Here is a 24,321-nt window from a genome sequence, read left to right as displayed (position 1 = left end):
CATCACTAGCTGTTCTCCAGAACAATGGAGACAGATATGGCTCGATCGCAACGCGTGGATTTTAACGGATCGCTGGGCGAAAAACTCGCCGCCCGCCTGGAGTGGCCGGCCGGCAAGGCCGAGGCCTTTGCCATTTTTGCGCACTGTTTTTCCTGCTCCAAGGACATCTTTGCGGCCAACCGGATCGCGCGGCGCCTGGCACAGGCCGGGATTGCGGTCCTGCGCTTTGATTTCACCGGGCTGGGCCAGTCCGACGGTGATTTCGCCAATACCAATTTCTCCTCCAACATTGAGGACCTGGTCAAAGCCGGGGAGTATCTCGCCGCCGAGCACGAGGCGCCGGCGCTACTGGTCGGTCATTCCCTCGGCGGTGCGGCCGTGATCGCAGCGGCGCATCAGCTACCCTCGGTCAAGGCCGTGGCGACGCTGGGGGCGCCGGCGGACGCGGAACATGTCGGGCACCAGTTTCACGCACATATTGAGGATATCGAGCGCGACGGGATAGCCGAGGTCTCGCTTGCGGGCCGGCCTTTCACCATCAAGAAGCAGTTTCTCGATGACATTAAAGGCCGGTCGCTGGAGGAGGCGGCTGCCACGCTGAAGCGCCCGCTGCTGATCGCGCATGCGCCCACCGATGCGACGGTCAGTATCGACAATGCGACCAAGCTCTTCGTTGCGGCCAAACACCCCAAGAGTTTTGTCAGCCTGGATGGCGCCGATCATCTCCTGACCCAGCTGGAACATGCCGAACATGCCGCCGATATCATTGCCGCCTGGGCCAAGCGCTATGTCGTCTCCGAGCCGCTGCCGGCGATCCCGCGCGCACGTCAGGGCGAAGTGCTGATCGAGGAGACCGGGCGCGGCAAGTTCGAGAATTTCGTCATCGCCGATGACCACGTCATGCTCGCCGACGAGCCGGAGAGTGTGGGCGGGAGTGACAATGGTCCCACGCCCTATGGCTATCTCATGGCTGCGCTGGGAACATGTTCGGTGATGACGGTGCGCATGTATGCCGATCACAAGGGATGGCCGCTGGACAAGATTTCCCTGCGCCTGACCCACAATAAGGGACATGCGGAGGACTGCGAGGCCTGCCTGGAGGGGCAGGAGCTGAAGGTCGATATCTTCGAGCGTCGTTTCACCTTCGAGGGCGATCTGGATGCCGAGCAGCGCGCCAGGCTGCTGGAACTCGCCGATAAATGCCCGGTTCACCGCACGCTGAATGCGCCCGTCGTGATCCGCACCGAAGAGGCTTGAGCCCGATTTGCCTAGATGAACGGTAAATTACCGTTTGTAATGTTATTGTAATGTAGAAGTCAGGCAGCGGATAAGTACCGCCTGCGACATCTACCGTCAGTTTGGAAGTGAAAGGTCGTTTCTACAGATGAAGCCGATTCAGCGTCTTGGCCGCCTTGGCGGTGCCTCTCTCATGGTTCTCGCCATCGCCTCTGCTGCTTTTGTTGTCGACAACGCCACCAGCCCGGCCTTCGCCGTGCAGGATCAGCCGCGCTTTGCTGCCGCGGTGCCCGGCGGCGCGCCGATGTCCTTTGCCGATCTGATCGAGAGTGTGAGCCCGTCCGTTGTGACGATCCAGGCCAGCACGCTGCCGGATGAGGGTGCTGAGGATCAGCAGTTCGAGAGCCCGCGTCAGTTCCGGGAATGGCTCGAGCGTCAGTTCCGCGGTGATGGCCAGATGCCGCAGGTGCGGCCGCGCCAGAGCCTGGGTTCGGGCTTCTTCATTTCCTCCGAAGGCCATATCGTCACCAATGAGCACGTCGTGCGCGGGGCCCAGGAAATCACCATCGGGACCAGCGATGGCGAAAGCTATTCCGCGACGCTGCTGGGGACCGACCCGCAGACCGATCTGGCACTGCTCAAGGTCAATGAAGACATTGCCTTCCCGTTTGTGACCCTCGAGCGTGACCCGGCCTACCGGGTCGGCGACTGGGTCGTGGCCGTGGGCAATCCCTTCGGCCTGGGCGGGACGGCGACGGCCGGTATCATCTCCGCCACCGGGCGTGAGATCGGCAACTCCACCTATAATGATTTCATCCAGATCGATGCTCCGATCAACCAGGGCAATTCCGGTGGCCCGACCTTCGACCTTGAAGGCAATGTGGTCGGCGTCAATTCGCAGATCTTTTCGCCCACCGGCGGTAATGTCGGCATCGGCTTTGCCATACCGTCCGATGTCGCAGCGCGTATCGTCGATGAGCTGATCGAGAATGGCCGGGTCGCCCGCGGCTGGCTCGGCGTGTCGATCCAGAATGTCACCGAAGACATTGCCGAGGCGGAAGGCCTGGCTGAGCCGGTCGGAGCGATCGTCAGCTCGATTGTGGCGGAAGGTCCGGCGGATGAGGCCGGCTTCCAGCGCCGCGATGTGATCCTGGAAATCAATGGCGAGGCGATCGAGACCTCGCGCGAACTGACCCGCCGTATCGGCCAGTTCAATGCCGGCGAGCGTATCCGCTTCAAGGTTCTGCGTGAGGGCCGCGAACTCACTATTCGCGCCGAGCTGGCTGACCGGCCGGACGAGACCGCGCTGAACCAGATGCAGAGCCGCCAGCAGGCGGAAACCGAAGTGGCCATGTTCGGCATGCGCATGATGACATTGACCGACGAAATCCGTGAGGCGCGCGGCCTGGCCGATGATCAGGCCGGTCTGGTGGTCGAAGAGGTCGAACCGGGCAGTGAAGCGGCCCGCAAGGGCCTGGTGCGCGGTGATGTGGTGCTGGAAGCGGGCGGCGATGCCGTCGCCTCCATCGACGCCTTTCAGGCGGCAATTGATGAAGCTGCGAGCGATGGCCGTTCCGCCATCCTGCTTCTGGTCGAGGGCCGTGGCGGCCAACGTTATGTCGCCATGCAGCTCGACGAGAACGAGTAAATAGGAGATTTGAGGGTGCGCATTCTCATTGTTGAAGACGATCGCGAGGCGGCCAGCTATATCCGCAAGGGCCTGCGCGAAAGCGGTCATGTGGCCGATCATGCCGGTGACGGCGAAGAAGGCCTGGAGATGGCCCGGGCTGCGGAATACGACATTCTCGTCGTTGACCGCATGATGCCGCGCATGGACGGTCTGACCATGATCGAAACCCTGCGCAATGATGATGACCGCACCCCGGTGCTCATCCTCTCTGCCCTTGGCGAAGTGGATGACCGTGTTGAAGGCCTCAAGGCTGGTGGCGATGACTATCTGGTCAAGCCCTATGCCTTTGCCGAGCTGCTGGCCCGGGTCGAAGCCCTGGCCCGGCGCCGCGATCCGGAAACCGTACGTACCAAGCTGGTGGTCGGCGATCTGGAAATGGATCTTCTGGCCCGCACCGTGATCCGCGGTGACGAGGAGATCCTGCTGCAGCCGCGCGAGTTCCGTCTGCTGGAGTTTCTCATGAAGCATTCCGGCCAGGTCGTGACCCGCACCATGCTGCTGGAGAAGGTCTGGGATTATCACTTCGACCCCCAGACCAATGTCATCGACGTGCACATTTCGCGTCTGCGTTCGAAGATCGACAAACCTTTCCCGCGGGCGCTGTTGCACACCGTGCGCGGAGCCGGTTACCGCCTGCAGGCCTAGATCAGCGTGCAGACCCGTCTCCCCGCCATCCTGCGGACGACGGCCTTCCGGCAGACGCTTTTGTCGGCGGCCCTGTTCGCGCTATCCAGCTTTGTCATCCTCGCCTTTGTCTATGCGGCTTCGGCGGGGATGATGCTGCGTCGTGCCGATGCGGTGGTGAATGACGAGGTCGCCACCCTGTCGGAACGGTTCGATGCCGGCGGGATCCGGGCCATCAACCGCTATATCCTGCAGCGCACGGTCGGCGGCGGGGCGGACTATCTCTACATGCTGGTGCATCCCACCGGGCGCAGCCTGTCAGGCAATCTGTCCGGCCTGCCCGATACCCAGCCGGATGATGAGGGCCGGGTCCAGTTCACCTATCGCCGCCCGCGCGTCGTCGGCACCGAAGACACCGAGAAAGACGATCGCACAGCGCGTGGCCGCATCGTCGAGCTGCCCTCGGGCTATCGCCTGTTTGTCGGCATTGATGTCGATGAGGAACGCACCCTCGTCGACCGCATGTTCAATACCATCCTGGCCGCGTCGGCCCTGGCGCTGGCGCTCGGTGTGGCGGGCGGTATCTTCATTTCAAGACGTTTCGTCCGCCGCCTCGACCTGATCAATGATGTCGCCCGGTCGGTCCGCTCCGGCGATCTCAAACAGCGAGCCCCGCGCAATAATACCGGGGATGAGCTCGACGAGCTGTCGGAGAATTTCAACGACATGCTCGACCGCGTCGAAGCGCTGATGCATCGCATGCGCCAGACCGGGGACAGTATCGCGCATGACCTGCGCACGCCGCTGACGCGAATGCGCAACCGTCTCGATGAGGCGCTGCGCGAGGATGGTGATCTGGAAGCGCGGGAGCAGACGCTTGAGCGCGCGATATCCGATACCGATGAGCTGCTGGGCATTTTCAACGCCATCCTGTCGCTCTCCCGGCTCGAATCCGGGGAGAGCCGCAAATCCATTCAGCCGCTTGACCCGGCCGATATCGCCGAGGATCTGGCCGAGCTCTACGAGCCGGTATGCGAGGATGAAGGCCTGGGCTTTGACAGCGAGATCGAGCGCGGCATGACGATGAGGGGCGATCGCGGCCTGATCTCCCAGGCGCTCGCCAATATTCTCGATAATGCGGTCAAATACACGCCGGCGGGCGGAGCGGTGACGCTGCGTCTGCGCAAGAATGGCGAGGGCCGCGCCGAGTTCTCGGTCACCGATACCGGTCCGGGCATTCCGGACCAGGACCGTACCCGCGTCACCCAGCGCTTTGTGCGGCTGGACAATTCCCGCACCCTTCCGGGCTCGGGTCTGGGCCTGTCACTGGTGCAGGCCATTATCGATGTCCATCACGGCCGTTTCGAGCTGGGCGAAGGCCCCGGCGTCAGTGTCGACGGCCGGGGCCCCGGTTTGCGCGCCAGCATGTGCTTCCCGCTCAAGCCGGACAGCTAGAGCCTAGCGCTGCAGGCTCAGGCGCAGGCCGATGGAACGGCCTGTGCCGGGCAGACGCTCGCCCAGGCCCACGACTGAAGCGGCATTGCGGTTATAGCCGGCCAGATGCTGCTCATAGTCTTCGTCCAGCAGGTTTTCAGCACTCAGCGCCAGCGTCATGCCGTCGCCGAGCGACCAGCCGGCATAGGCATTGGCGATGGCATAGCCGTCTGTTGCCTGTTCCGAGTTGGACCGCGACACGCGATCCTGCTCGGCCACCACCAGCCCCTCGAGCGTGGCGTACCAGGCGCCTGATTCATAAGTCGCGCCCAGGCGCAGGGAGGGCGGGGCGATGCGATAGAGATTATCGTCGATATCGCGGCGTTCACCGCGGACCCAGCTGGCGACACCATCGACATGCCAGCGCTCACTCAGGCGATAGCCGAAATCAAGGTCAAAGCCGTACAGACGCGCTTCGACATTGGCGAAACGCAGGGGCGTCGGGTCGCCATTCATGTTCGAGATCATCTCGACCGGGCTGTTGATCACGCCGGGCGTGTCATCAAAGGGCACGCCCTGGATATAATCGTCGATCTCGCGCCAATACACGGTCGGCCGGGCATAGGCGCGGCCGCCCTGCCAGTCGAAACCGGCCTCGGCAATGATTGCGGTTTCCGGTTCCAGCTGACGGTCACCGACATAGGTATTGCCGTCCGCCAGGCCGCCGGAGGCCGGGGTCGGCAGCCAGGCGAAGCGCTCGACATAGCCCGGCACGCGCGATTTGTGGGCCAGGGCGAAGCGGGCGGTCAGAGTGTCGGAGACCTCACGCCAGAAGCGACCCGCGACGTCGATCGTGCTGTCGTCCCAGTCAAGCTCGCCGGCATTATAGCCAACGGCGAGCATGGACGGTCCCATGGGGACGGCAGGACCGGTGAAGGCTTCACCGCCGCGGGCTTGATGATGATCCGCCCGTAATCCGATCTCCGCGGACCAGCCCAAGGGGCCGGTACCCGTCCACTCGGCGAACACGCCGGTGCGGTCGACTTCAATCCCGGCAAAGCTGCCAAGATAGAAACCGGCATTATTGGGATTGGTGATGGTCACATCATGTTCCGAGCGGGACAGGTCCGTTCCGAAAGTGATCTGGCCGCCCATTGCCGGTAGCTCGTACTCGGCACTCAATGTCTTCGTCGTCGCATAGGCAAATGTCTCGCGCTGGCGCATGGCCGGCGGAGCCGGGCGCAGGCGGAAATTGCTCATGGCATGGGCGACATCGCTGTAGCCGGCACTCAGACGGATTTGCTGCTCGCCGAGATCAATCGTGTAGGCCAGGCGCGCCATGTCGGTGTCAAAATAGCGGATATCCATGGCGAAAGGCGGATTGCCGGTCTCGCCGGTTTCAGTGCGGCGCAGATCCAGCGAGATCTCGTGCCCGTCCGAGCGCCAGCCGGCGCCGAGGCCATAGACCAGCCGGTTATGCTCTGTGCCCGCCAGCATGCCGCGCGGGCTTTCGACATCGCTCCCGTTCTCGATGGAATACAGGGCGTGGAAGCGCCAGCGCTCATTGGCGATGCCGGTGAGGCCGCCGGCGGCATAGCTCTCATCGACCGAGCGCGCGCTGAAGCTCCAGTCGAACTGCGGGGTGAAGCCGGCGCTATCGCCGAATTGTGAGCGCTTGAGCACGGCGTTGAGACCACCGCCCAGGCCCGGCCCGGCGCTGACCGGGGAGAGGCCGCGGTCGAGCTCGAACCTTTCGACCAGAGGGAGCGGGGCATAATGCAGCGGCGGGTCCATCAGATTGGGGCCGCCGGAAGCGAAGGCGTGATCATCGATGCGGATATTGATCCGCGATCCGAACAGGCCGCGATACTGCATCTGTCCGGACAGGGCGCCATTGCCAATTGCTGCGGCGCCGGGAAGGCGCGCGATCAGCGCGGCCGGATCCGGCCCGGCATTGGGCGGCAGGGTTTCCGGCGACAGCACCTGCGTGGTGTCATGGGCCGGGGTCTGGGAATGAATGGTGATGATATCAACCAGCGGGTGGTCGGCCGCTGCCGGGGCAGCGAGCAGGGCGAAAACGCTCGTGGACGCGAAAAGCGTGCGGGTCATGGCAGAACTCCTATGCCGCCGTGCTCTCACGGCGGACTGATCAATCTGGACAGGCCCGGCTTTGAACCGGGCGCAATTTGAGGATCAGAGGAGTGCCGGCGGGGCGCGGCTCGGCGGCCGGATCAGCTGCGGCGAGCGCCGCAGGGCCTGGTGCAGTTCGCTCGTGTGGCGCTGCTCCGCAACCCGTTCGGGGGCGCGGGGAAGGGCATCGACCGGGAAGGCGGCATCGTCGAGGCCGGCAGATGCCAGGGCACACAGGTTGGAGCCGCCGGACGCCGGCAAGTCCGAGGCGCTGGCAAACTCACCGGTTTGCAGATTCATCATCCGCATCTCGGTGCCCATCCCGGCTGAGCAGAAGACGACCGCAATGGCTCCGGTCTCAGCACTGCGATCAAGCATATAGCCCTTTGGGATGATCGCATGCGTTCCCGCAGCCAAAAGCGCCAGAACCAGGAGGGTCTGGGCAAGGAAGGCCGGTCGCGGGGTCGAAGCCAATTGCATAACCGGCGCATATCATGGTGAATGGGCGGGAACCATGAATAATGTTTGCAGAGCTGTGCGGCCCAAGCGCGCAGCGCCTCTCAGTGATGTCCCACCAGGCCGTACATAGTCACCTGCTCGACGCAGCCGAACCCTTCGCGCCGGACTTGCACGCGGCGCTGAGTCGGCTTGGGCCGCTGAAATTTCCTCGCCGCGATGATGTCGCTTTCCCCGAATACCTGTGCCGTGCCATTTCCGGCCAGCAGATATCGGTCAAGGCCGCGCAAAGCATCTGGAACCGGGTTGTGGCCAGCGCCGGGGACGGCGATCTGATCTCGCATTTCGCCGCGTGCTCTCACGAGGCTTTGCGTGGTTGCGGACTGTCCAACTCCAAGACCAAGACCATTCAGGGCATTGCCCGGGCCCATCTTGATGCAGGTCTTGAACGCGATGTCCTGGCCGCCCTGGCTGCCGAGGAGCGGGCCGCGCGACTGACCCAGCTTTGGGGCGTAGGCCAATGGACCGCCGACATGATGAACATGTTCTATTTCGGCGAGCAGGATATCTGGCCCGATGGCGATCTAGCGGCCCGCAAAGCGTTGGAAAGACTGACGTCCAAGCGTCGAAAAACGGTCCGGACCGCGCAACGCTTCAAACCCTACCGGTCCTGGCTCGCGCTATACATGTGGGCGCACCAGGATGCACCGCCGGACGGTGAGGCTATCGCCTGAAACGTCAGCGGCGGCAGCGCTCGGCGCTGGACAGGCTGTCTCAGGCGGGTCCACAGTGCGGGCCAAGAATCGGGCGTTTGACCGCCGGAACATAATGTGAACAAAATGGCGGCATTGATGGCCGCAGGAAGTGGAGGCTGGGCGATGGCTGGCGTGAACAAGGTAATTCTGGTCGGTAACCTCGGGCGTGACCCGGAAGTGCGGCGCCTGAATTCGGGCGACCCGGTGGTCAATCTGCGGATCGCCACCTCGGACCAGTGGCGCGACAAGTCGACCGGCGAGCGCCGCGAGAAGACCGAGTGGCACAGCGTTGTGATCTTCAACGAGAACCTGGCCAAGGTTGCGGAGAACTATCTGCGCAAAGGCTCCAAGGTCTATATCGAGGGCTCATTGCAGACCCGCAAATGGACCGATCAGAACGGTCAGGAAAAATACACCACCGAGATCGTACTGCAGCGTTATCGCGGCGAACTGCAAATGCTCGACGGCCGCAATGAAGGTGGCAGCAGTTTTGAATCAGCTCCCTCCCGTGGCAGCGCTGCGGCTATGGATGCTCCGAAAGAGAACTTCCAGAGCGCCGATCTGGACGACGAAATCCCGTTCTAGGCCACGAAATCGCCGTCTTGCCCGGCAAAGTTCGGGCAAGTGTTTCGAAGCCGGACAGTTGTCCGGGTGTTGTATAGGGGGCCGGCATGCGGGTCGCAGGTGTAATGAGTTTGGCTTTGGCTTTAACGGCCGGGCCGGCCTTGGCGCAGAATGATGCGTCCGGGAGCGATGACCCCAATCTACGCAATCCGGAAATCTTCGCCTTCGAGGTTGATGGCGCTGAAGTTCAATATGTCGTCGGAGATGATGCCTGGGGCAATATTTTCGCGACGCTGATGAGCGTGCAGCAAGTGCCGGAGGCGAGTGATGAAACCATCATTCAGCGGCTCTGGGACGAGCGCAATAACAATGCGCCGATCTTCCTGATGGAGGTGGCGCGCCGTGCTGCTGACAGCAATCCCGAGCGCGCCATCGAAGCCTATCTGCTGGGCCGGGCCCGGACGATTTACGACATTTCGCGCTGCCTGGATTCCAGCTCGGCACGGATTCTCAATGTCACCACGGCCCAGGCCGGGCCGGAAGTCGACCAATTGCTCAATGACCGGCTCGACTATGTCTCCACCGTTCTGGAGGAGATGTTGGCGGATGGTTCGGCTTTTGAAGGTACGGCCTCGCCCTGGTGGGCCTGTTCCTTTGGCGATACTGCTCAAGCGGCCGCCGTCAATGGTGTGCCGATGAGTGGGCCGGAATGGCTCAAGGTAGAGGCGCGCTGGGCCAGTGAGCGCCGCAGTATCAATGATAACCTGCTCTACCAGATCAACCTGGTCCGTACGGCCAGTGCCCAGCGGGAAGCAGAATAGATTAGCGGGCCGCTGCGGCGGCCCGATTCTCGCCGGAACTATCCGTCTAAATCACTGAAATTGCGTTGTCCGGACAGGTTTTTGCGTGCGTCCGGGCGCAGGTTTTGTTCTCATCGGGCAAGGCTTGGAGAAATTTCATCTCCGGGCCAGCCGCCCGTAAACCAAACCGGTGAAACTGGATAGATGACACAGAAACGCGAAAAACAATCTGAAAGCCTCGAGATCCGTCTCGGCTTTACCGCCAAGCGCGAATTTATGGATGCGTGCCGCGAGCGGGGCCTGACGGCGAGCGAGGTGGTTCGCGAGTTTGTCGAAACCTATCCGGTCGAACCGGAGCAGCGCGGCTGGTCGTTTCCAACCCCGAAACTACCGGAGCCTGCAATGAAACTTTCCGCTGTAATGCTATTGTCTGCCGTGATGGGCACCAGCGCCGTCTTGCCCACCGCCGCGACCGCTGATCGTAATGATCCCGAGGCCAGCTTTGCCGAGCTTGATGCCGATAATGACGGCCAGTTCGTGATCGAAGACCTGTACCGTATCGCCGGCCTGACGCCGGACGGGCGCCTCGGTCAGGAGATTCGCGACGACGCCATGAATTCGATCAGCGAGGCCATGGCCGAGTTCGGACCGGCCGTGCAGGAAGACCTGTTGTCGCCCGACTATGTCGAGCGTGTCCTGCAAAATGCCGAAGACAGCGCCCGCTCCAGCGTGACGTCCACCTTTGCCATGCTCGACGATAATGACGATGGCACGGTCACGCGACGCGAGTTCATGGAATTCGCTGCGCGTGAGATGCACCAGTTTGCGCCGCGTCTCGAGGACTAGCTGCGGTCAGCGCCGTTTGCGCCGCACCGGCCTAATTGTTAAAGCTTGGTGACAGCGATACCGCCTGATTCACGGGCCGGATGACCGGTCTTGAAATCGGGCGGTGTTTGTCTTCTGCCGCAGGGCCTTCCGTCCTGTTCCAAGCGTACCAAGAGAGGCCGCCTTGAGCGATCACGACGACGACCTGAACTCCTCCGATTCCGGCTTGCCCGAAGGTGTGGGCAATATCGCCATCGAAGAGGAAATGCGCCGTTCCTATCTCGATTACGCCATGAGCGTGATCGTCAGCCGCGCCATCCCCGATGCGCGCGACGGCCTCAAGCCGGTGCACCGGCGTATTCTCTACACCATGCATGAGAACGGGCAGACGCACGAAAAACCGTATCGCAAATGTGCGACGGCAGTTGGTGACGTGATGGGCCGCTATCACCCGCATGGTGACCAGGCGGTCTATGATGCCCTGGTGCGCCTGGCCCAGGACTGGTCGATGCGGGTGCCGCTGATCGACGGTCAGGGCAATTTCGGCTCCATCGATGGCGATCCGCCGGCGGCTTATCGTTACACCGAAAGCCGCATGCAGAAGGTCGCCCAGTCGCTGCTGGCCGATATCGACAAGTCGACCGTTGATTTCGTCGAGAACTATTCCGCCGAACGCCAGGAGCCTGTGGTCCTGCCGGCGCGCTATCCCAACCTTCTGGTCAATGGCGCCAATGGTATCGCCGTCGGTATGGCGACCAATATCCCGCCGCACAATCTTGGCGAGGTGATCGATGCATCGCTGGCGCTGCTCGACAATCCGGCTCTGAGCGACGAGGAATTCCACGAATTGCTGCCCGGGCCGGACTTCCCGACCGGGGGCTTAATCCTCGGCCGTTCCGGTGCCCGCAATGCGGTGCAGACCGGTCGCGGGTCCATCGTGATGCGCTCCAGGACCGATATCGAGGAGGTCCGCAAGGATCGCCAGGCGATTATCGTCACCGAAATTCCCTACCAGGTGAACAAGTCGACGATGATCGAGAAGATCGCCGACCTGGTGCGCGAGAAGAAGATCGAGGGCATTGCCGATCTGCGCGATGAAAGTGACCGTTCGGGTATCCGCGTCGTCATCGAGCTCAAGCGCGACGCCAATGCCGACGTCATCCTCAACCAGCTCTATCGCTGGTCACCGATGCAGACGAGCTTCGGGGCCAACATGCTGTCGCTGGTCGATGGCCGGCCGCAATTGCTCGGTGCGCGCGAGATCATCCAGGTCTTCCTGCGCTTCCGTGAGCAGGTCGTGGCTCGCCGAGCCAAGCACGAGCTGAACAAGGCCCGCGACCGCGCCCATGTCATCATTGGTCTGGCCCTGGCTGTGGCCAATATTGATGAAGTCATCGCCCTCATTCGCAACGCGCCCAACCCGGCCGAGGCCCGCGCCCAGCTGATGGCGCGTGACTGGCCGGCGGCTGATGTGGCGCCGCTGGTCGAGCTGGTGGCCGATCCGCGCTCCATCCTGACGGAGAACGGCACGTTGCGCCTGACCGAGGAACAGGCCCGCGCCATCCTCGAACTGCGCCTTAACCGCCTGACCGGTCTGGGCCGTGAGGAGCTCGGCAATGAAGCGGCCAAGCTGGCCGAGGAAATCGCCGACTTGCTGGATATCCTGCGCTCGCGCGTTCGCGTCTTGCAGATCATCCGTGATGAAATGACCGAGGTGCGCGAGAACTACGCCACCCCGCGCCGCTCCGAGTTCACCGATGCCGGTCTCGATTTCGAGGATGAAGATCTCATCCCGCGCGAGGACATGGTGGTGACGGTGACCCATGGCGGCTACGCCAAGCGCACGGCACTGTCCGACTACCGGGCGCAGCGCCGCGGCGGCAAGGGCCGCTCCGGCATGGCGACCAAGGACGAGGACTTCATCTCCACGCTCTTCGTTGCGTCGACCCACTCGCCGCTCTTGTTCTTCTCCAACAAGGGCATGGTCTACAAGACCAAGACCTGGCGCCTGCCGCAGGGTGCGCCGAACACCAAGGGCAAGGCCCTGGTGAACCTTCTGCCGCTCGACCAGGGTGAGACCATCACCTCGATCATGGCGCTGCCGGAGGATGAAAGCACCTGGGCTGATCTCAATGTGATGTTCGCCACCAAGTCCGGCACCGTGCGCCGCAACAAGCTGTCCGACTTCGTCCAGGTCAATCGCAACGGCAAGATTGCGATGAAGCTGGAAGGCGAAGATGAGCGCATTGTCGATGTCCGCCTGTGTACCGAGGATGATGATGTCTTCCTGGTCTCCGATCGCGGCCGCGCCATCCGCTTCCCGGTCACCGATGTCCGCGTCTTCGCCGGCCGTAACTCGATCGGTGTGCGCGGTATCCGCCTGGGGGCTGACGACACGCTGATCTCGATGGCCATTCTGCGCCATGTCGACGTCACATCGCCGGAAGCGCGCGCCTATATGAAACACGCCACGGCCATGCGTCGCGCCCTTGGGGATGACGAGGCCGAAATGCCGGCTGTTGAACCGGGTGAGGACGGTGAAGAGGCGGCACTGTCGCCGGAACGCATCGCCGAGCTGGGTGCTGCCGAGCAATTCCTGCTCACTGTCGGTGCTGACGGTATGGGCAAGCGCTCTTCGGGCTATGACTACCGCGTCATGGGACGTGGCAATCAGGGTGTCGCCGCGCAGGACCTGTCCCGCGGAGCCATGCTGGCGGCCAGCTTCCCGGTCGAGGATGCGGACCAGATCATGGCCGTGACCGATGGCGGTCAGCTGATCCGCTTCCCGGTCGACGGTGTGCGTATCGCCGGACGTTCAACCCGGGGCGTCCGTCTCATTCGCCTGAATGAGGGCGAAAACGTCGTAGCGGTTGTCAGAATTGAAGATGCAGGCGATGAAGAGGGTGATGACGCCGAAACCGGCGATACGGCGACCCCTGAAGGCGGCGAAAGCGAGACCTGATCCATGTTCCGCACGGCTCTTTATCCCGGCACGTTTGATCCTCTGACCAACGGCCATCTCGATATCATCCGCCGTGCGGTCAAACTGGTCGACAAGCTCGTCATCGGCGTGGCCATCAACGAGGCCAAGAAACCGCTTTTCCCTCTGGAGGAGCGCGTCGCCATGGTCGAGGCCGAGGTCGAGGATTTGCGCGAGACGGCCGAGATCGAAGTGCGCCCCTTTGAAGGCCTGCTGATGCATTTTGCCGAGGCGGTCCGGGCGCAATCCATCGTGCGCGGGCTTCGCGCCGTGTCGGATTTCGAGTACGAGTTTCAGATGGTCGCCATGAACCAGAAGCTCAATGATGATATCGAGACCGTCTTCCTCATGGCCGACCCGCAGCACCAGGCGATTGCATCGCGTCTGGTGAAGGAAATTGCCGCACTAGGCGGCGACATTACGGCCTTTGTGCCGCCGGCCATTGAGCGCCGTCTCAAGGAGCGTTTTGCGTGATCATGCGTTTGTCTTTTGCCACCCTGGCCAGCCTCGCGCTGGCGACCACGGCCTGTGCCCGCGAAGCGGATACGGCCACGAATAATGCCGAGAGTGCCGTTGTTGCCGGTGCCGCTGCTGCGGTCAGCCAGGCCGCGGCTCCCGCCTATGATTTCCCGGAAGAGGCCTGGCGCGATCTTGATCCGGAGAACACGCTCTACATCGAGACCACGCATGGCCGTATCGTCGTAGAACTGGCGCCGGAGTTTGCTCCGGGCCATGTCGAGCGCATGAAGACGCTGGCGCGCGACCAATTCTACGATTTCCTGATCTGGCATCGCGTCATCGAAGACTTCATGGCCCAGGGCGGTGGCTCCCGGGCCAATCCCAATCACGGCACGGACCTGCCCAATCTGCAGGCTGAGTTTACCCTGGCACGCGGTCCGGAACTGACGATTTCCGAGCTGATGCAGCGCCCGGTCAGCCCGTCCATTCCGCAGGTTGGTCAGGCGGGGTTCTGGAACTCCTTTCACGCCGGTACGCAACCGATCGCCCAGGCGATGATCACCGCGACCGGCCAGGTGCAGAGCTGGCTTCTGCACTGTGAAGGCGCCGCTGCCATGGCGCGGACCAATGATCCCAACAGCGCCGGCAGCCAGTTCTACATCACCCGCGGCGATGCCGAACACCTCAATGCGACCTACACGGTCTGGGGCCGGGTGCGTCATGGCCAGGACGCCGTCAATGCGATCGAAGTCGGCACCCTGTTCCAGGATCCGGGCTTTACCCCGGACGTGATCCGCTCGATGCGTGTCGAGGCCGATATTCCCGAGGCCGAGCGCACCAATGTCCAGATCGTCGACAGTAACCATCCCTCTTTCAACGGATATCTCGACAGCCTGCGCGATGCCGATGGCGCGCTGCCGGATGTATGCGATATCGACATTCCCACGCGAATTCAGGATTAAGACCCATGGCTGAAGAACAACTCGTATTCACCGTCGATGGCGGCGATGTCGTCATCAAGCTGCGCCCGGACCTGGCACCGAAGCACGTTGCCCAGATCACCAAGCTGGCAAAGGACGGCTTTTATGACGGCCTGACCTTCCACCGCGTCATTGACGGCTTCGTCGCCCAGGGCGGCTGCCCGAACGGCAATGGCATGGGTGGTTCCGGCACCAATATCCCGGCCGAGTTCTCGCCTGAGCCGCACAAGCGGGGCACCATGTCGATGGCCCGTGCGGCCGATCCGGACAGCGCCTCGAGCCAGTTCTTCATCTGTCTGGATGATGTGCCTTATCTCGATAACCAGTACACCGTCTGGGGCGAAGTGATCTCCGGCATGGAACATGTCGACGCCCTGCCCAAGGGTGAGCCGCCGGCCAATCCGGGCAAGATCGTCAAGGCGAGCGTCGTCGAGGCGTAAGCCGCTACAGACCAGACTGGCGCGGGGCAGGGGAATGCCCTATCTCCCCGCGCCATGAAGGTCTCTGATTTCGATTTCCATCTTCCCGAAGCAAACATCGCGCTGCGCCCTGCGCGCCCGCGCGATAGCGCACGTCTGCTCCATGTCGCACCCGACGGGGCGCTCGACGACAAGGGCGTGCTCGATCTGCCCGCCTTGCTGCAGCCCGGCGATGTACTGGTTTTCAACGACACCAAGGTCATCCCGGCAGCGCTTGAAGGCATTCGCCCGGCCCGCGAGGTCGGCGGAGGCGGGGATGTCACCCTCGAGGTCAATCTGCACAAACGCGACGGAGCGGATGGCTGGCGCGCCTTTATCCGTCCGGCCAAGCGGGTGCGCGAGGGCGATGAGATCGCCTTCGGTGAAGCGCTGAAGGCTGTTGTCGAGGCCAAGTATGAGGGCGGCGACACGCTGTTACGCTTTGATCAGTCCGGCGCGCAGCTGGATGAGGCCATCGCCGCAACCGGTGCACCGCCGCTTCCGCCTTATATCGCCTCCAAGCGTGAGGTGGATGAGCAGGACGTCGAGGACTACCAGACCGTCTATGCCAATGAAGAGGGTTCGGTTGCGGCCCCGACAGCCGGGCTTCACTTCACCGATCGCCTGTTGAAGGCCCTGGACGAACGCGGTGTCGAGCCGGTCCACGTCACCCTGCATGTCGGGGCGGGGACCTTCCTGCCGGTCAAGGTCGAAGACACCGATGATCACGACATGCATTCGGAGTGGTGCACCATCTCCGGCCCGGCGGCCGAGCGGATCAATGCGGCCAAGGCGGCCGGTCGCCGCGTTGTCGCGGTCGGTACAACGGCATTGCGCACGCTGGAAAGCCTCGCGGACGGCAAGGGCCGGGTGCGGGCGGGCAGTCGCGATACCGATATTTTCATTACGCCGGGCTATGACTTCCAGGTCATCGATGCGCTGATGACCAATTTCCACCTGCCCAAATCGACCCTGTTCATGCTGGTCAGTTCGATTTGCGGCCTTGATGTCATGCAGCGTGCCTACGCCCATGCCATCGAGACCGGTTATCGTTTCTATTCCTATGGCGACAGCTCGCTGCTGGAGCTGGCGGAACACTAGTTCGGGCAAGCCGGCAGGGTTGTGAGCTCGATATTGGAAGAGCGTGTCCGGGTGCGCAAAATGTTGCGCGCGCCGCGGCCGGTTGTCGTCTCGGCCTCATCCTGGACCACGCCGCGTTCGCCGACGATGCCACGCTCGCCGACGATCCCGCGTTCACCAACGATCCCGCGTTCGCCCACAATACCGCGCTCGCCGACGATCCTACGTTCTCCAACGATGCTGCGGCGGTTCAGTCGTGTCTGCGCGGGCTGGCCCGTTGCGACACGCTGATAGCAGACACCCGAACCATCCGGGCATAAACGCTCTATCCTTGCCGTATTGCCATTGGAGAGGCGACACTGGCCGGCGGGCCGCCATTCCTCAGTCGGAAACCATTCCTCAGTCGGAAACCATTCTTCTGTCGGGAACCATTCTTCATCGGGGAACCATTCCTCCGTAGGAAACCATTCCTCGGTCGGAAAGGCCTGGGTCGTCGGAGTCCATTCCTCAGTCGGGAAAGAAATGCGGCCGACATGGCGAATTTCGGTCTTGCTCCAGTCGACACCCGGGAACTGGTTGGGTTGGCCAGACAGCAAGTCATTGGTCGGGTAGACCGCCGCATCCGCTGATCTCGCATTCAACTGTAACGCCGACGGATCGACCTGGTTTTGTACGGTCGGAAGATGGCGCCGGTGGCCGCTGGCCTGGCTGGACGATTGCAGTGCGGGTTCCGCCGTAAACAGGGCGGCGGCGACAAGTAGAAGGCTCATGATATCCCCCGATTAGCTTGGGCAGTGATTGCTGGACGCCACATCGGCGGCCGAGAGTTGATAGGGCCATTGCACTGAAGCAGCGGTCCGGCGCGGGCTCTGGACCTGGCCCATCTCATCGCGGAAGACTTCCGTTTCGGTATTGGCGGTCGCGCTGAGATCGCTGCCGATATTTTCCCGCTCGACGCCGCGCCGGCGTGTGGCGCCGGTCGCGCCGCTGCCGGGCTGGTGTACGCCCCGGCCATCACCGGACGGGGCCTGGGCAAAGAGGATTTTCTGGTAGTAGAAATTCACCTCTTCGGTCGGGCGTTCATTGTTATTGCCGCGGGCGCGGTAGACATAGCCGACCTCGCCATTATCGCCGCGGCAATGCCCGGCAGGCTGCCAGTCGACACCGGGAAAGGCATTGGCATTGACCTGGCGAATCTCGATGCCGCTCCAGTCCACGCCGGGAAACTGATTGGGTTGCCCGGCGAGCAGATCACTGGCCGGATAATTTCCGGCGGCCCGGACGGGCTCATACGTGCGCCGACCCGTGGCGAGTCCGGAGCCGCGCTCACGTTGCTGGAAATCAGCATCGGTGGCCAGAAGGCTGGCCGCTGCCATCAAAAGAATACTCATCTCTACCTCCCCTTTAGAGCGAATATGCTAGCACATATTCCCCTGCGGCTGAGCTGAAGATGAACGCCATGGCTTTCGCTTTGGCCCAAGGCGGACTAGAAGCGCGCCCCATGAGTGCATTTCCTTACACGATCAAAGCGACCGACGGCGCTGCCCGTTCCGGTGTCCTGACCACTTCGCGCGGCGAGATCCGCACCCCGGCCTTCATGCCGGTCGGTACTGCCGGCACGGTCAAGGCGCTGTATATGGACCAGGTCAAGGAGACCGGGGCGGATATCATCCTGGGCAATACCTATCACCTCATGCTGCGCCCTGGCGCGGAGCGGGTGAAGACGCTCGGCGGTCTGCACAATTTCTCGACCTGGAAAGGCCCGATCCTCACCGATAGCGGCGGCTTCCAGGTCTGGTCGCTGTCCAAACTGCGCAAGATGAGCGAGGAGGGGGTGACCTTCTCCTCCCATATTGACGGGTCGAAGCATTCGCTGACCCCGGAACGCTCGATCGAGATCCAGGCCGACCTGCTGGGCGCTGACATCTCCATGCAGCTGGATGAATGCACCGCCTTTGGCTGCACCAAGGATGAGGCCGCGTCGTCTATGGAGCTGTCCCTGCGCTGGGGCGCCCGCTCCAAGGCGGCTTTTGGTGAGCGTTCGGACCAGGCCCTGTTCGGGATCGTCCAGGGCTCGGTTTTTGATGATCTTCGCCGGGAAAGCGCCGAGCGCTCGATCGAGACCGGCTATGACGGTTATGCCATTGGCGGGCTGGCGGTTGGCGAGGGTTTCGAGCTGATGTGCCAGGTGCTCGACTTCACCACGCCGCACCTGCCGGTCGAGCGGCCACGCTATCTGATGGGCGTGGGCAAGCCGATTGACCTGGTGGAAGCCGTGGCGCGCGGGGTCGACATGTTCGACTGCGTGCTGCCGACGCGGTCAGGCCGGCACGGGCAGGCCTGGTCGGACTACGGCCCGATCAATATCAAGCGCGCCGAATTCATTGAGGACGAAACGCCGCTCAACCCGGAGCTCAATTGCCCGGCCAGCCGCGACTATTCCAAGGCCTATCTCAACCATCTCTTCCGGTCCGGTGAATATCTCTCGGCCATGCTGCTCAGCTGGCACAATATCGCTTACTTCGAAGACCTGACCGCGCGCATGCGGGCAGCCATCGAGGCCGGCGAGTTCGAGGCCTTCCGGGCGCAGTTCAATGCGCGCTGGGCCGAGGGGACGTCGAAGTCCTAGCGATTAGCGTTTATGGCTGCCGTCGGCTTGCTCGATCAGGCCATAGGCTTCAAAGGCGCGTTCCATATAGCTTTCCGGACACCCGAAGCCGTCATAAAGGCCGCGCAGATAGGCCCGCCGGCGCTGGGCGTGGTCGCGCTGTTCGCGCGCTTCGCCCTCAATGCGTCCGGCGCCGCCGATAAAGCGGACCACCGGGCGGATCGGGTTGAGGCCGACAATGGTGGAGCGATAAAGCCCCCGCGTTGCATCAGCGGCTGCACCGGGCGCGCGCCGGGCCGCATGGGCGCCGCGGCTGACCCAGCTGTCCTCATCCGGTTCGGCGGCTTCGGCGAGGCGTTGTTCTTCCTCGATATCCGGGCCGAGAATCACGGTCAGACGGGCAATATCACGCGACACGGTCGAACAGCGCCGGCGCGAGCCATCACCGCCATAAGGGGTCGGCACCGTGTCATCGCCTTCATCGACCATGATCTGGCCCGGGCGCTGGCGCGGCAGGCCAACGGCATCTTCCACGGCAACCCGGGTTTCATCGCGCGCAAAATCGCTCGCCTGGCCCGCACGCTGCCGCGTGGAACTACACGCACTCACAGCTAACGCCGCGAGAACACATACGAAAATCTGAACTCTCCCCGTCATGACAACCATCATACAAATGATTGTGACGAAATCGCATCAAAAATACTGAAATCGATCAGCAAATGCGCATTGACCACACAGATTCGCGCGTATAGGTTCCGCGCTCTTCCGAAACGGGAGCCGATAGCTCAGCTGGTAGAGCATCTGACTTTTAATCAGACGGTCCAGGGTTCGAATCCCTGTCGGCTCACCATTTCTTTCCCAAGCGATTGAAATGATTTGAAAACGCTCCGAGCCGGAAGGCCTGGGGCGGCAGGCGTCGTCTAGGCGAGCCCTTGTTCCACGCTCCCCGAACCCGCCGAAACCCGCACCCGTGCCAGCGCACCATTGATCAGCGTTTGGGTTGAGGGGTAGTCGCAAATCAGCCAATTGCCAGAGCGCCCGAAACGCCTAATCTCTTCGATCAAACGGGGAGGGCTTCATGCGTGTGTTCAAACTCTTTGCGGTGCCGGCAGTGCTGGCCAGTCTGGTGGCCTGTGGTGAACCGGTGGAACCGCCGGCGGTGATTGACGAGACCACGGCGCGGACCATCAGCCAGGGGGAGCTGGTCGGGTTTACCGATCAATTCGGCGCCCAGGTCTGGCGCGCTGTGCCCTATGCGGCGGCCCCGGTGGGCGATCTGCGCTGGCGGGCACCCCGCCCGGCGGAGGCGTTTGAGGCCCGGTTTGAAGCGCTCGAATTTGGCCCGCGCTGCCCGCAGATCACTAATGCGCTGGATGAAGCGGAGGGGCTTGAGGCGGGTCAGATCATCGGTTCGGAAGACTGCCTGACCCTGGATATCTATGCCCCGCCGGGCACGCAGCCGGGTGATGATTTGCCGGTGATGGTGTGGATCCATGGCGGTGCCAATACCTGGGGGCGGTCCTCCGCTTATGATGGCCGCCAGCTGGCCATGGACCGCGATGTGATCGTCATCGCGATGCAATACCGCCTGGGCCCGTTGGGCTGGCTGGCCCATCCCGCGCTCCGTTCCGACAGCGAAACAAATGCCGACCGGGCCGCAAATTTCGCCGTGCTCGACATGATCGCGGCGCTCGAGTGGGTGCAGGACAATGCGGATGCGTTCGGCGGAGATGCCGGCCGGGTGACGATTTTCGGCGAAAGCGCCGGCGGGCATAATGTCGCCGCGCTTCTGGCCAGCGAGATGGCGCGCGGACTTTTCCATGCCGCGATCATTCAAAGCGGCAGTACGCGCACCGTGACCCTCGAGGAAGCCGAGCAAACTGCGCCCAATTCGGGCATTGACCGGGCCGCGGTGTTTGCCGGACCCGATGCAGACGCCGCGACCATGCGGGCAACGCCGCTCAACGACGTCTATGAGGCCTATCGCGAAGCCCTCGCTGCGAGCAGCGACATGCCGCGCATGATCGAGGATGGTGTGGTGATCCCGCAAGGCGGAATCCTCGGCGCGGCGCAGACGCCGGGCGGGTTTGCGCCGGTGCCGGTGATCACGGGGGCCAATCTTGACGAGATGAAGCTTTACGGCCTGCTCAATCCGCAGCTGGTCAACCGTATCGGTCCTTTCATCTGGGCCAAGGATCGCGACGTCTATGATGCCGTCGCGGAATATCCCAGCCGCATCTGGCGCGCCCTGGCGGTGGATGAGCTCGCCGTTGCGCTGAACGGTGCCGGGCATGACCAAGTCTGGGCCTACCGTTTCGACTGGGACGAGGGCGGTCGCTTCCTGGTAACGGACCTCGCCCATCTCATGGGGGCGGCCCACTCCATGGAGATTCCGTTCGTCTTCAACCATTTTGAATTTTACGGCCAGCTCGACCCGATCCTGTTTAATAATGGCAACTTCCCGGGTCGTGCAGCCGTGGCCCGGGATATGGGCCGCCACTGGGGCAGCCTCGCCGCCAATGGGGTGCCAGAGGCAGACTGGCCGGCCTGGAGTGAGCAGGGCGTGTTGATGCGCTTTGATACGCCCGAGGACGGAGGCAGTGAGATCCTCAACGGGGTCGAAACCGCGGCCTTGATCGCGTCCGATCTGGCAAGCGATGAGCGCTTGTCTGCAGAGCTGAAATGCGCTGTTGCCGCCGCGATCCTGTCACGCGATCCGCAATTGCGGCCCGATTTCGACGCAGTGCTGACCTGCTAGGGCAGGTCAAGCCTCAACCGGGGCCGGGATTTCCTGCATCAGATAGCACAGGCAGTCTTCGCGCAAGATGTGCGGATCCCGGGTCAGCATGGACGGGGTGATGTCGCGCGTCAGGCGGATGGCGTTGCCGTCGCGCGCAAAGAAATCGGCCGTGATATCCTCGCGGCGGGCGTTGACCACGCGCAGCACCGGGGCCGGAACGCGGCTGGTGGCGAATTCGGTGCCGGCCTTGAGTCCAGTGAAATTCCAGCGCTCCAGATCAGCCGGGAAGACCAGGTCCGCGTCGGAGGTTTCGGTAAAACCGAAGGAGAGGTGGCGGGCCAGCTCGACCCGGCCGACGGTCTCGTAGATGGACACTTTCCGCTCCAGGCCGGACGTGCGGAAGGCGTGCAGGTGCAGCGTGTCGAGCACCAGATCAAACGCCCGCTCAATCCCGCGTGCATCGCCCGACTTGCCGGCCTCGACGGTGACCGCCGGGCAGATGTTCGCCATCGCCATGGAAATAACGCTGGAGGGGTTGTTGAAGGTCACCAGGGTCGGGCTGAACAGGGAGGCCAGGTGGAGAAATTCCGGCTCCAGCCGGTTGACGCAGGCATAGTGCGGATTGAGCCCGGTATTGTTGTGAATGTCGATTGCGGCGAAAGGCCGGGCGTCCCGGGCGACTGCCAGCACCTCCATGGCCAGGGCATGTTCCGGGCCGGGGCCGCCTTCCCAGATGCGGTTATAATCGGGCTGAGCGGCGAGATGGCGCACGCCGGCTTCGGTCGCATGGACATTACCCACGAAAATGATCAGCGGCCGCGGCAGTTTGTGTGACCGCATCCAGTGCGCCAGACGCTGCAACACGAAAAACCCGGTTGTCTCATTGCCGTGCAGCAACACCGACAGAAACACCGGTGCTCCGGCCAATCCCTCAAGATGGATCAGCGCCGGATCGGGAAAGACAGACCGAATCTCGCGCGGCCCGATCCGCAGTAGCGCGTCGGGCAGGGCGTCATACCGCGCCAGCGGCAGTGTTACAGGGTCCATTGATGAACCGGTGCTCCCTCCTGCTGGCGGGCAAGATAGTCGAGAACGAGGCTTTGGTGGTCATTGCCATTGCAGTTGGCGTGGGCGCGCTGCCAGGCGGCGCCGGTCTGACCATTGCGGCCGCGGCCGCGGATGATGTCGATATAGGTTTTCGCGTCGGAGCGATCGACGCCCGCCCCGACCAGGGCAGTCTCGGCCGCGTCGGTCAGCCGCTCGCGGATCAGCACCTGGGTATTGATCACCTCGCCATCGAGCCAGACGAGGTCGGCACTCAATCCCTGCTTGGCGGCGCTGTAGAAATTGCGCCGTGCCATCTCGAACGGCAGCCGCTCGGCGAGGTTCTCCTGGTCACGCAGATACAGAATCAGGCCGATGCAGAAGGCGGTATTGGCGACCATGTCGATGACGGTCGGACCGGCCGGCATGACCCTGTTTTCCAGCCGCAGATGGGGCGTCTTGCCCTTGCCGGGATAGAGGATGGGGCGGGTCCAGCGCCAGATCGTCCCATTGTGCAGATTGAAGTGAACGAGGTGATCTTCCGGCGTGTCCGATACCATGGGCAGGAAGGGCGGATAGCCGTCCAGATTCTCCAGGAAAAGCTCCATCATGGAGCTGCGCAAATGCCCATTGCCGAAGGAGACCCGGTTGGAGCGGCGCCCGCTGGCCTGACGGTATCCAGGCAGGTTCACCGCCGATTCAAACGCGGGGATACGCGTCTCTTCCCAAAGCCGGCGGCCATAAAGGAAGGGCGAGTTGGAGCTTATGGCAATCAGCGGCGCCGAAGCGATTTGCGACGCATTATAGCTGGCGGCCGCATTGTCCTGGGTCAGCATGAGATGCACCTGCAATGAGGTGCACGCGGCCTCGATCATGAGATGATCCTGGACCAGGTCGAGCCGCTCGCGCCCGTCAATGGCGATGGTCAAGGGCGTGCCGCCGCGCAGCTGGAACAGGCGGTCATTGAGCAGACGGTAGCGCGCCGACTCGGTGATGGTATCGAGTGACAGCATCGGTTCGCGCAATGTCGCCGGAATACCGGTCATCAGCGGCGTCAGCTCCAGCGTGCCCGCTGCCTCGGTCGCGCGCAGCCAGACGTCCGTCAGTTGGGCATCCATATCGCCGAACACCGACTGGCGCAGCTTGCTGGGCGGGGCATTGTACTCGAAGTTGAAAGCGGCCAGTTCCGGTACCATCAACGGGTCATCGAGGCGGTTGAGGAAACGGATATTGTCCGGGCTCGGCAGCCCGTCCTTATCGACCAGCCAGGCTTCGACTTCGAGACCGATACTGGGCGTTTCAGGCGCTTCAAACGCCCGGTCGCGAAACCAGGTCATGGCCAGCTTGCTCTCAGCCCGCAGCCTTTCCTGAAACGCGCTTTCATCCAGGCGCTCGTCAGACGTGATCTCGCGGCCCATATAAGTCCTCCCTTTATTTGAGGGTATTGAGCTGCCGCCG

At 62.8% G+C, this 24,321-nt stretch carries 22 protein-coding genes and 1 tRNA gene; 16 read left to right on the top strand and 7 right to left on the bottom strand.

Features of this window, described 5'->3' with window-relative positions:
* Positions 1-36 precede the first annotated feature (36 nt).
* From Q1V57_RS08240 to Q1V57_RS08225, 4 genes are all read left to right on the top strand, one after another.
* The gene (locus Q1V57_RS08240; protein WP_300529531.1) at positions 37-1,257 is read left to right on the top strand and encodes a bifunctional alpha/beta hydrolase/OsmC family protein; all 1,221 of its coding nucleotides are present in this window, start codon (positions 37-39) and stop codon (positions 1,255-1,257) included.
* A 127-nt stretch (positions 1,258-1,384) separates the two neighbouring features.
* Positions 1,385-2,884 carry a Do family serine endopeptidase gene (locus Q1V57_RS08235; RefSeq protein WP_300529529.1) on the top strand — a complete coding sequence of 500 codons (1,500 nt, stop codon included), beginning with the start codon at positions 1,385-1,387 and terminating at the stop codon, positions 2,882-2,884.
* Positions 2,885-2,899: 15 nt separating this feature from the next.
* Entirely contained in the window at positions 2,900-3,571 is a 672-nt protein-coding gene (locus Q1V57_RS08230) for a response regulator transcription factor (protein WP_300529527.1), read from the top strand.
* A 6-nt stretch (positions 3,572-3,577) separates the two neighbouring features.
* Positions 3,578-5,005 carry a HAMP domain-containing sensor histidine kinase gene (locus tag Q1V57_RS08225; RefSeq protein ID WP_300529525.1) on the top strand — a complete coding sequence of 476 codons (1,428 nt, stop codon included), beginning with the start codon at positions 3,578-3,580 and terminating at the stop codon, positions 5,003-5,005.
* A gap of 3 nt (positions 5,006-5,008) precedes the next feature.
* On the opposite strand, the gene Q1V57_RS08220 is transcribed toward Q1V57_RS08225, so the two are convergent.
* Positions 5,009-7,093 (bottom strand): TonB-dependent receptor, encoded by a 2,085-nt coding sequence (locus Q1V57_RS08220; RefSeq protein WP_300529523.1) that lies wholly within the window; start codon positions 7,091-7,093, stop codon positions 5,009-5,011.
* Positions 7,094-7,177: 84 nt separating this feature from the next.
* The gene (locus tag Q1V57_RS08215) at positions 7,178-7,594 is read right to left on the bottom strand and encodes a hypothetical protein (RefSeq protein WP_300529521.1); all 417 of its coding nucleotides are present in this window, start codon (positions 7,592-7,594) and stop codon (positions 7,178-7,180) included.
* A 41-nt stretch (positions 7,595-7,635) separates the two neighbouring features.
* On the opposite strand from Q1V57_RS08215, the gene Q1V57_RS08210 reads away from it, so the two are divergent.
* The 9 genes from Q1V57_RS08210 (at position 7,636) to queA (ending at position 16,492) form a co-directional block, all read left to right on the top strand.
* Positions 7,636-8,304 (top strand): DNA-3-methyladenine glycosylase 2 family protein, encoded by a 669-nt coding sequence (locus Q1V57_RS08210; RefSeq protein WP_300529519.1) that lies wholly within the window; start codon positions 7,636-7,638, stop codon positions 8,302-8,304.
* A 144-nt stretch (positions 8,305-8,448) separates the two neighbouring features.
* Entirely contained in the window at positions 8,449-8,910 is a 462-nt protein-coding gene (gene ssb, locus Q1V57_RS08205) for a single-stranded DNA-binding protein (protein WP_300529517.1), read from the top strand.
* 104 nt (positions 8,911-9,014) lie between these two features.
* A complete protein-coding gene (locus Q1V57_RS08200; protein ID WP_300529514.1) occupies positions 9,015-9,710 on the top strand; it encodes a hypothetical protein in 696 nt (231 codons plus the stop codon).
* Between the two features lie 183 nt (positions 9,711-9,893).
* The gene (locus Q1V57_RS08195) at positions 9,894-10,535 is read left to right on the top strand and encodes a hypothetical protein (protein WP_300529512.1); all 642 of its coding nucleotides are present in this window, start codon (positions 9,894-9,896) and stop codon (positions 10,533-10,535) included.
* Positions 10,536-10,698: 163 nt separating this feature from the next.
* Positions 10,699-13,476, top strand: a complete 2,778-nt coding sequence (gene gyrA, locus Q1V57_RS08190) for a DNA gyrase subunit A (protein ID WP_300529510.1) — start codon at positions 10,699-10,701, stop codon at positions 13,474-13,476.
* A 3-nt stretch (positions 13,477-13,479) separates the two neighbouring features.
* A complete protein-coding gene (coaD, locus tag Q1V57_RS08185) occupies positions 13,480-13,968 on the top strand; it encodes a pantetheine-phosphate adenylyltransferase (protein ID WP_300529508.1) in 489 nt (162 codons plus the stop codon).
* A gap of 2 nt (positions 13,969-13,970) precedes the next feature.
* Complete coding sequence (locus Q1V57_RS08180; RefSeq protein WP_300529506.1) at positions 13,971-14,915, top strand: peptidylprolyl isomerase; 945 nt, start codon at positions 13,971-13,973, stop codon at positions 14,913-14,915.
* A 5-nt stretch (positions 14,916-14,920) separates the two neighbouring features.
* Positions 14,921-15,373 (top strand): peptidylprolyl isomerase, encoded by a 453-nt coding sequence (locus Q1V57_RS08175; protein ID WP_300529504.1) that lies wholly within the window; start codon positions 14,921-14,923, stop codon positions 15,371-15,373.
* 54 nt (positions 15,374-15,427) lie between these two features.
* Positions 15,428-16,492, top strand: a complete 1,065-nt coding sequence (gene queA, locus Q1V57_RS08170) for a tRNA preQ1(34) S-adenosylmethionine ribosyltransferase-isomerase QueA (RefSeq protein ID WP_300529502.1) — start codon at positions 15,428-15,430, stop codon at positions 16,490-16,492.
* On the opposite strand, the gene Q1V57_RS08165 is transcribed toward queA, so the two are convergent.
* Positions 16,489-17,241 carry a hypothetical protein gene (locus Q1V57_RS08165; protein ID WP_300529500.1) on the bottom strand — a complete coding sequence of 251 codons (753 nt, stop codon included), beginning with the start codon at positions 17,239-17,241 and terminating at the stop codon, positions 16,489-16,491. The genes queA and Q1V57_RS08165 overlap by 4 nt on opposite strands.
* A gap of 12 nt (positions 17,242-17,253) precedes the next feature.
* Positions 17,254-17,862, bottom strand: coding sequence for a hypothetical protein (locus tag Q1V57_RS08160; protein WP_300529498.1), 609 nt, complete (start codon positions 17,860-17,862; stop codon positions 17,254-17,256).
* A 110-nt stretch (positions 17,863-17,972) separates the two neighbouring features.
* On the opposite strand from Q1V57_RS08160, the gene tgt reads away from it, so the two are divergent.
* Positions 17,973-19,100 (top strand): tRNA guanosine(34) transglycosylase Tgt, encoded by a 1,128-nt coding sequence (gene tgt, locus Q1V57_RS08155; protein ID WP_300529496.1) that lies wholly within the window; start codon positions 17,973-17,975, stop codon positions 19,098-19,100.
* 3 nt (positions 19,101-19,103) lie between these two features.
* Here tgt and Q1V57_RS08150 read toward each other — a convergent pair whose 3' ends face one another.
* Positions 19,104-19,688 (bottom strand): hypothetical protein, encoded by a 585-nt coding sequence (locus tag Q1V57_RS08150; RefSeq protein ID WP_300529494.1) that lies wholly within the window; start codon positions 19,686-19,688, stop codon positions 19,104-19,106.
* A 165-nt stretch (positions 19,689-19,853) separates the two neighbouring features.
* On the opposite strand from Q1V57_RS08150, the gene Q1V57_RS08145 reads away from it, so the two are divergent.
* Positions 19,854-19,929: transfer RNA gene (locus Q1V57_RS08145), tRNA-Lys, on the top strand.
* A 228-nt stretch (positions 19,930-20,157) separates the two neighbouring features.
* Positions 20,158-21,837 (top strand): carboxylesterase family protein, encoded by a 1,680-nt coding sequence (locus tag Q1V57_RS08140; protein WP_300529492.1) that lies wholly within the window; start codon positions 20,158-20,160, stop codon positions 21,835-21,837.
* A gap of 6 nt (positions 21,838-21,843) precedes the next feature.
* On the opposite strand, the gene Q1V57_RS08135 is transcribed toward Q1V57_RS08140, so the two are convergent.
* Both Q1V57_RS08135 and Q1V57_RS08130 read right to left on the bottom strand, forming a co-directional pair.
* On the bottom strand, positions 21,844-22,866 hold the full coding sequence (locus Q1V57_RS08135; RefSeq protein ID WP_300529490.1) for a M14 family metallopeptidase: 1,023 nt from the start codon (positions 22,864-22,866) through the stop codon (positions 21,844-21,846).
* Positions 22,854-24,281, bottom strand: a complete 1,428-nt coding sequence (locus Q1V57_RS08130; RefSeq protein ID WP_300529488.1) for a hypothetical protein — start codon at positions 24,279-24,281, stop codon at positions 22,854-22,856. Before Q1V57_RS08130 ends, Q1V57_RS08135 begins: the two co-directional genes overlap by 13 nt.
* Positions 24,282-24,321: the final 40 nt, after the last annotated feature.

The organism is Maricaulis sp., from assembly GCF_030149425.1.
GTDB lineage: Bacteria > Pseudomonadota > Alphaproteobacteria > Caulobacterales > Maricaulaceae > Maricaulis.
This window is presented reverse-complemented; position numbering and strand designations above follow the sequence as displayed.

What these genes read in the sequence shown, in the direction of transcription:
- Q1V57_RS08165 (WP_300529500.1), bottom strand. Translation starts at nt 17,241, where the DNA reads ATGAGCCTTCTACTTGTCGCCGCCGCCCTGTTTACGGCGGAACCCGCA.
- Q1V57_RS08130 (WP_300529488.1), bottom strand. Translation starts at nt 24,281, where the DNA reads ATGGGCCGCGAGATCACGTCTGACGAGCGCCTGGATGAAAGCGCGTTT.
- Q1V57_RS08195 (WP_300529512.1), top strand. Translation starts at nt 9,894, where the DNA reads ATGACACAGAAACGCGAAAAACAATCTGAAAGCCTCGAGATCCGTCTC.
- Q1V57_RS08140 (WP_300529492.1), top strand. Translation starts at nt 20,158, where the DNA reads ATGCGTGTGTTCAAACTCTTTGCGGTGCCGGCAGTGCTGGCCAGTCTG.
- Q1V57_RS08175 (WP_300529504.1), top strand. Translation starts at nt 14,921, where the DNA reads ATGGCTGAAGAACAACTCGTATTCACCGTCGATGGCGGCGATGTCGTC.
- ssb (WP_300529517.1), top strand. Translation starts at nt 8,449, where the DNA reads ATGGCTGGCGTGAACAAGGTAATTCTGGTCGGTAACCTCGGGCGTGAC.
- Q1V57_RS08210 (WP_300529519.1), top strand. Translation starts at nt 7,636, where the DNA reads ATGTTTGCAGAGCTGTGCGGCCCAAGCGCGCAGCGCCTCTCAGTGATG.
- tgt (WP_300529496.1), top strand. Translation starts at nt 17,973, where the DNA reads ATGAGTGCATTTCCTTACACGATCAAAGCGACCGACGGCGCTGCCCGT.
- Q1V57_RS08200 (WP_300529514.1), top strand. Translation starts at nt 9,015, where the DNA reads ATGAGTTTGGCTTTGGCTTTAACGGCCGGGCCGGCCTTGGCGCAGAAT.
- Q1V57_RS08220 (WP_300529523.1), bottom strand. Translation starts at nt 7,093, where the DNA reads ATGACCCGCACGCTTTTCGCGTCCACGAGCGTTTTCGCCCTGCTCGCT.
- Q1V57_RS08215 (WP_300529521.1), bottom strand. Translation starts at nt 7,594, where the DNA reads ATGCAATTGGCTTCGACCCCGCGACCGGCCTTCCTTGCCCAGACCCTC.
- Q1V57_RS08180 (WP_300529506.1), top strand. Translation starts at nt 13,971, where the DNA reads ATGCGTTTGTCTTTTGCCACCCTGGCCAGCCTCGCGCTGGCGACCACG.
- Q1V57_RS08160 (WP_300529498.1), bottom strand. Translation starts at nt 17,862, where the DNA reads ATGAGTATTCTTTTGATGGCAGCGGCCAGCCTTCTGGCCACCGATGCT.
- Q1V57_RS08235 (WP_300529529.1), top strand. Translation starts at nt 1,385, where the DNA reads ATGAAGCCGATTCAGCGTCTTGGCCGCCTTGGCGGTGCCTCTCTCATG.
- queA (WP_300529502.1), top strand. Translation starts at nt 15,428, where the DNA reads ATGAAGGTCTCTGATTTCGATTTCCATCTTCCCGAAGCAAACATCGCG.
- Q1V57_RS08240 (WP_300529531.1), top strand. Translation starts at nt 37, where the DNA reads ATGGCTCGATCGCAACGCGTGGATTTTAACGGATCGCTGGGCGAAAAA.
- Q1V57_RS08135 (WP_300529490.1), bottom strand. Translation starts at nt 22,866, where the DNA reads ATGGACCCTGTAACACTGCCGCTGGCGCGGTATGACGCCCTGCCCGAC.
- coaD (WP_300529508.1), top strand. Translation starts at nt 13,480, where the DNA reads ATGTTCCGCACGGCTCTTTATCCCGGCACGTTTGATCCTCTGACCAAC.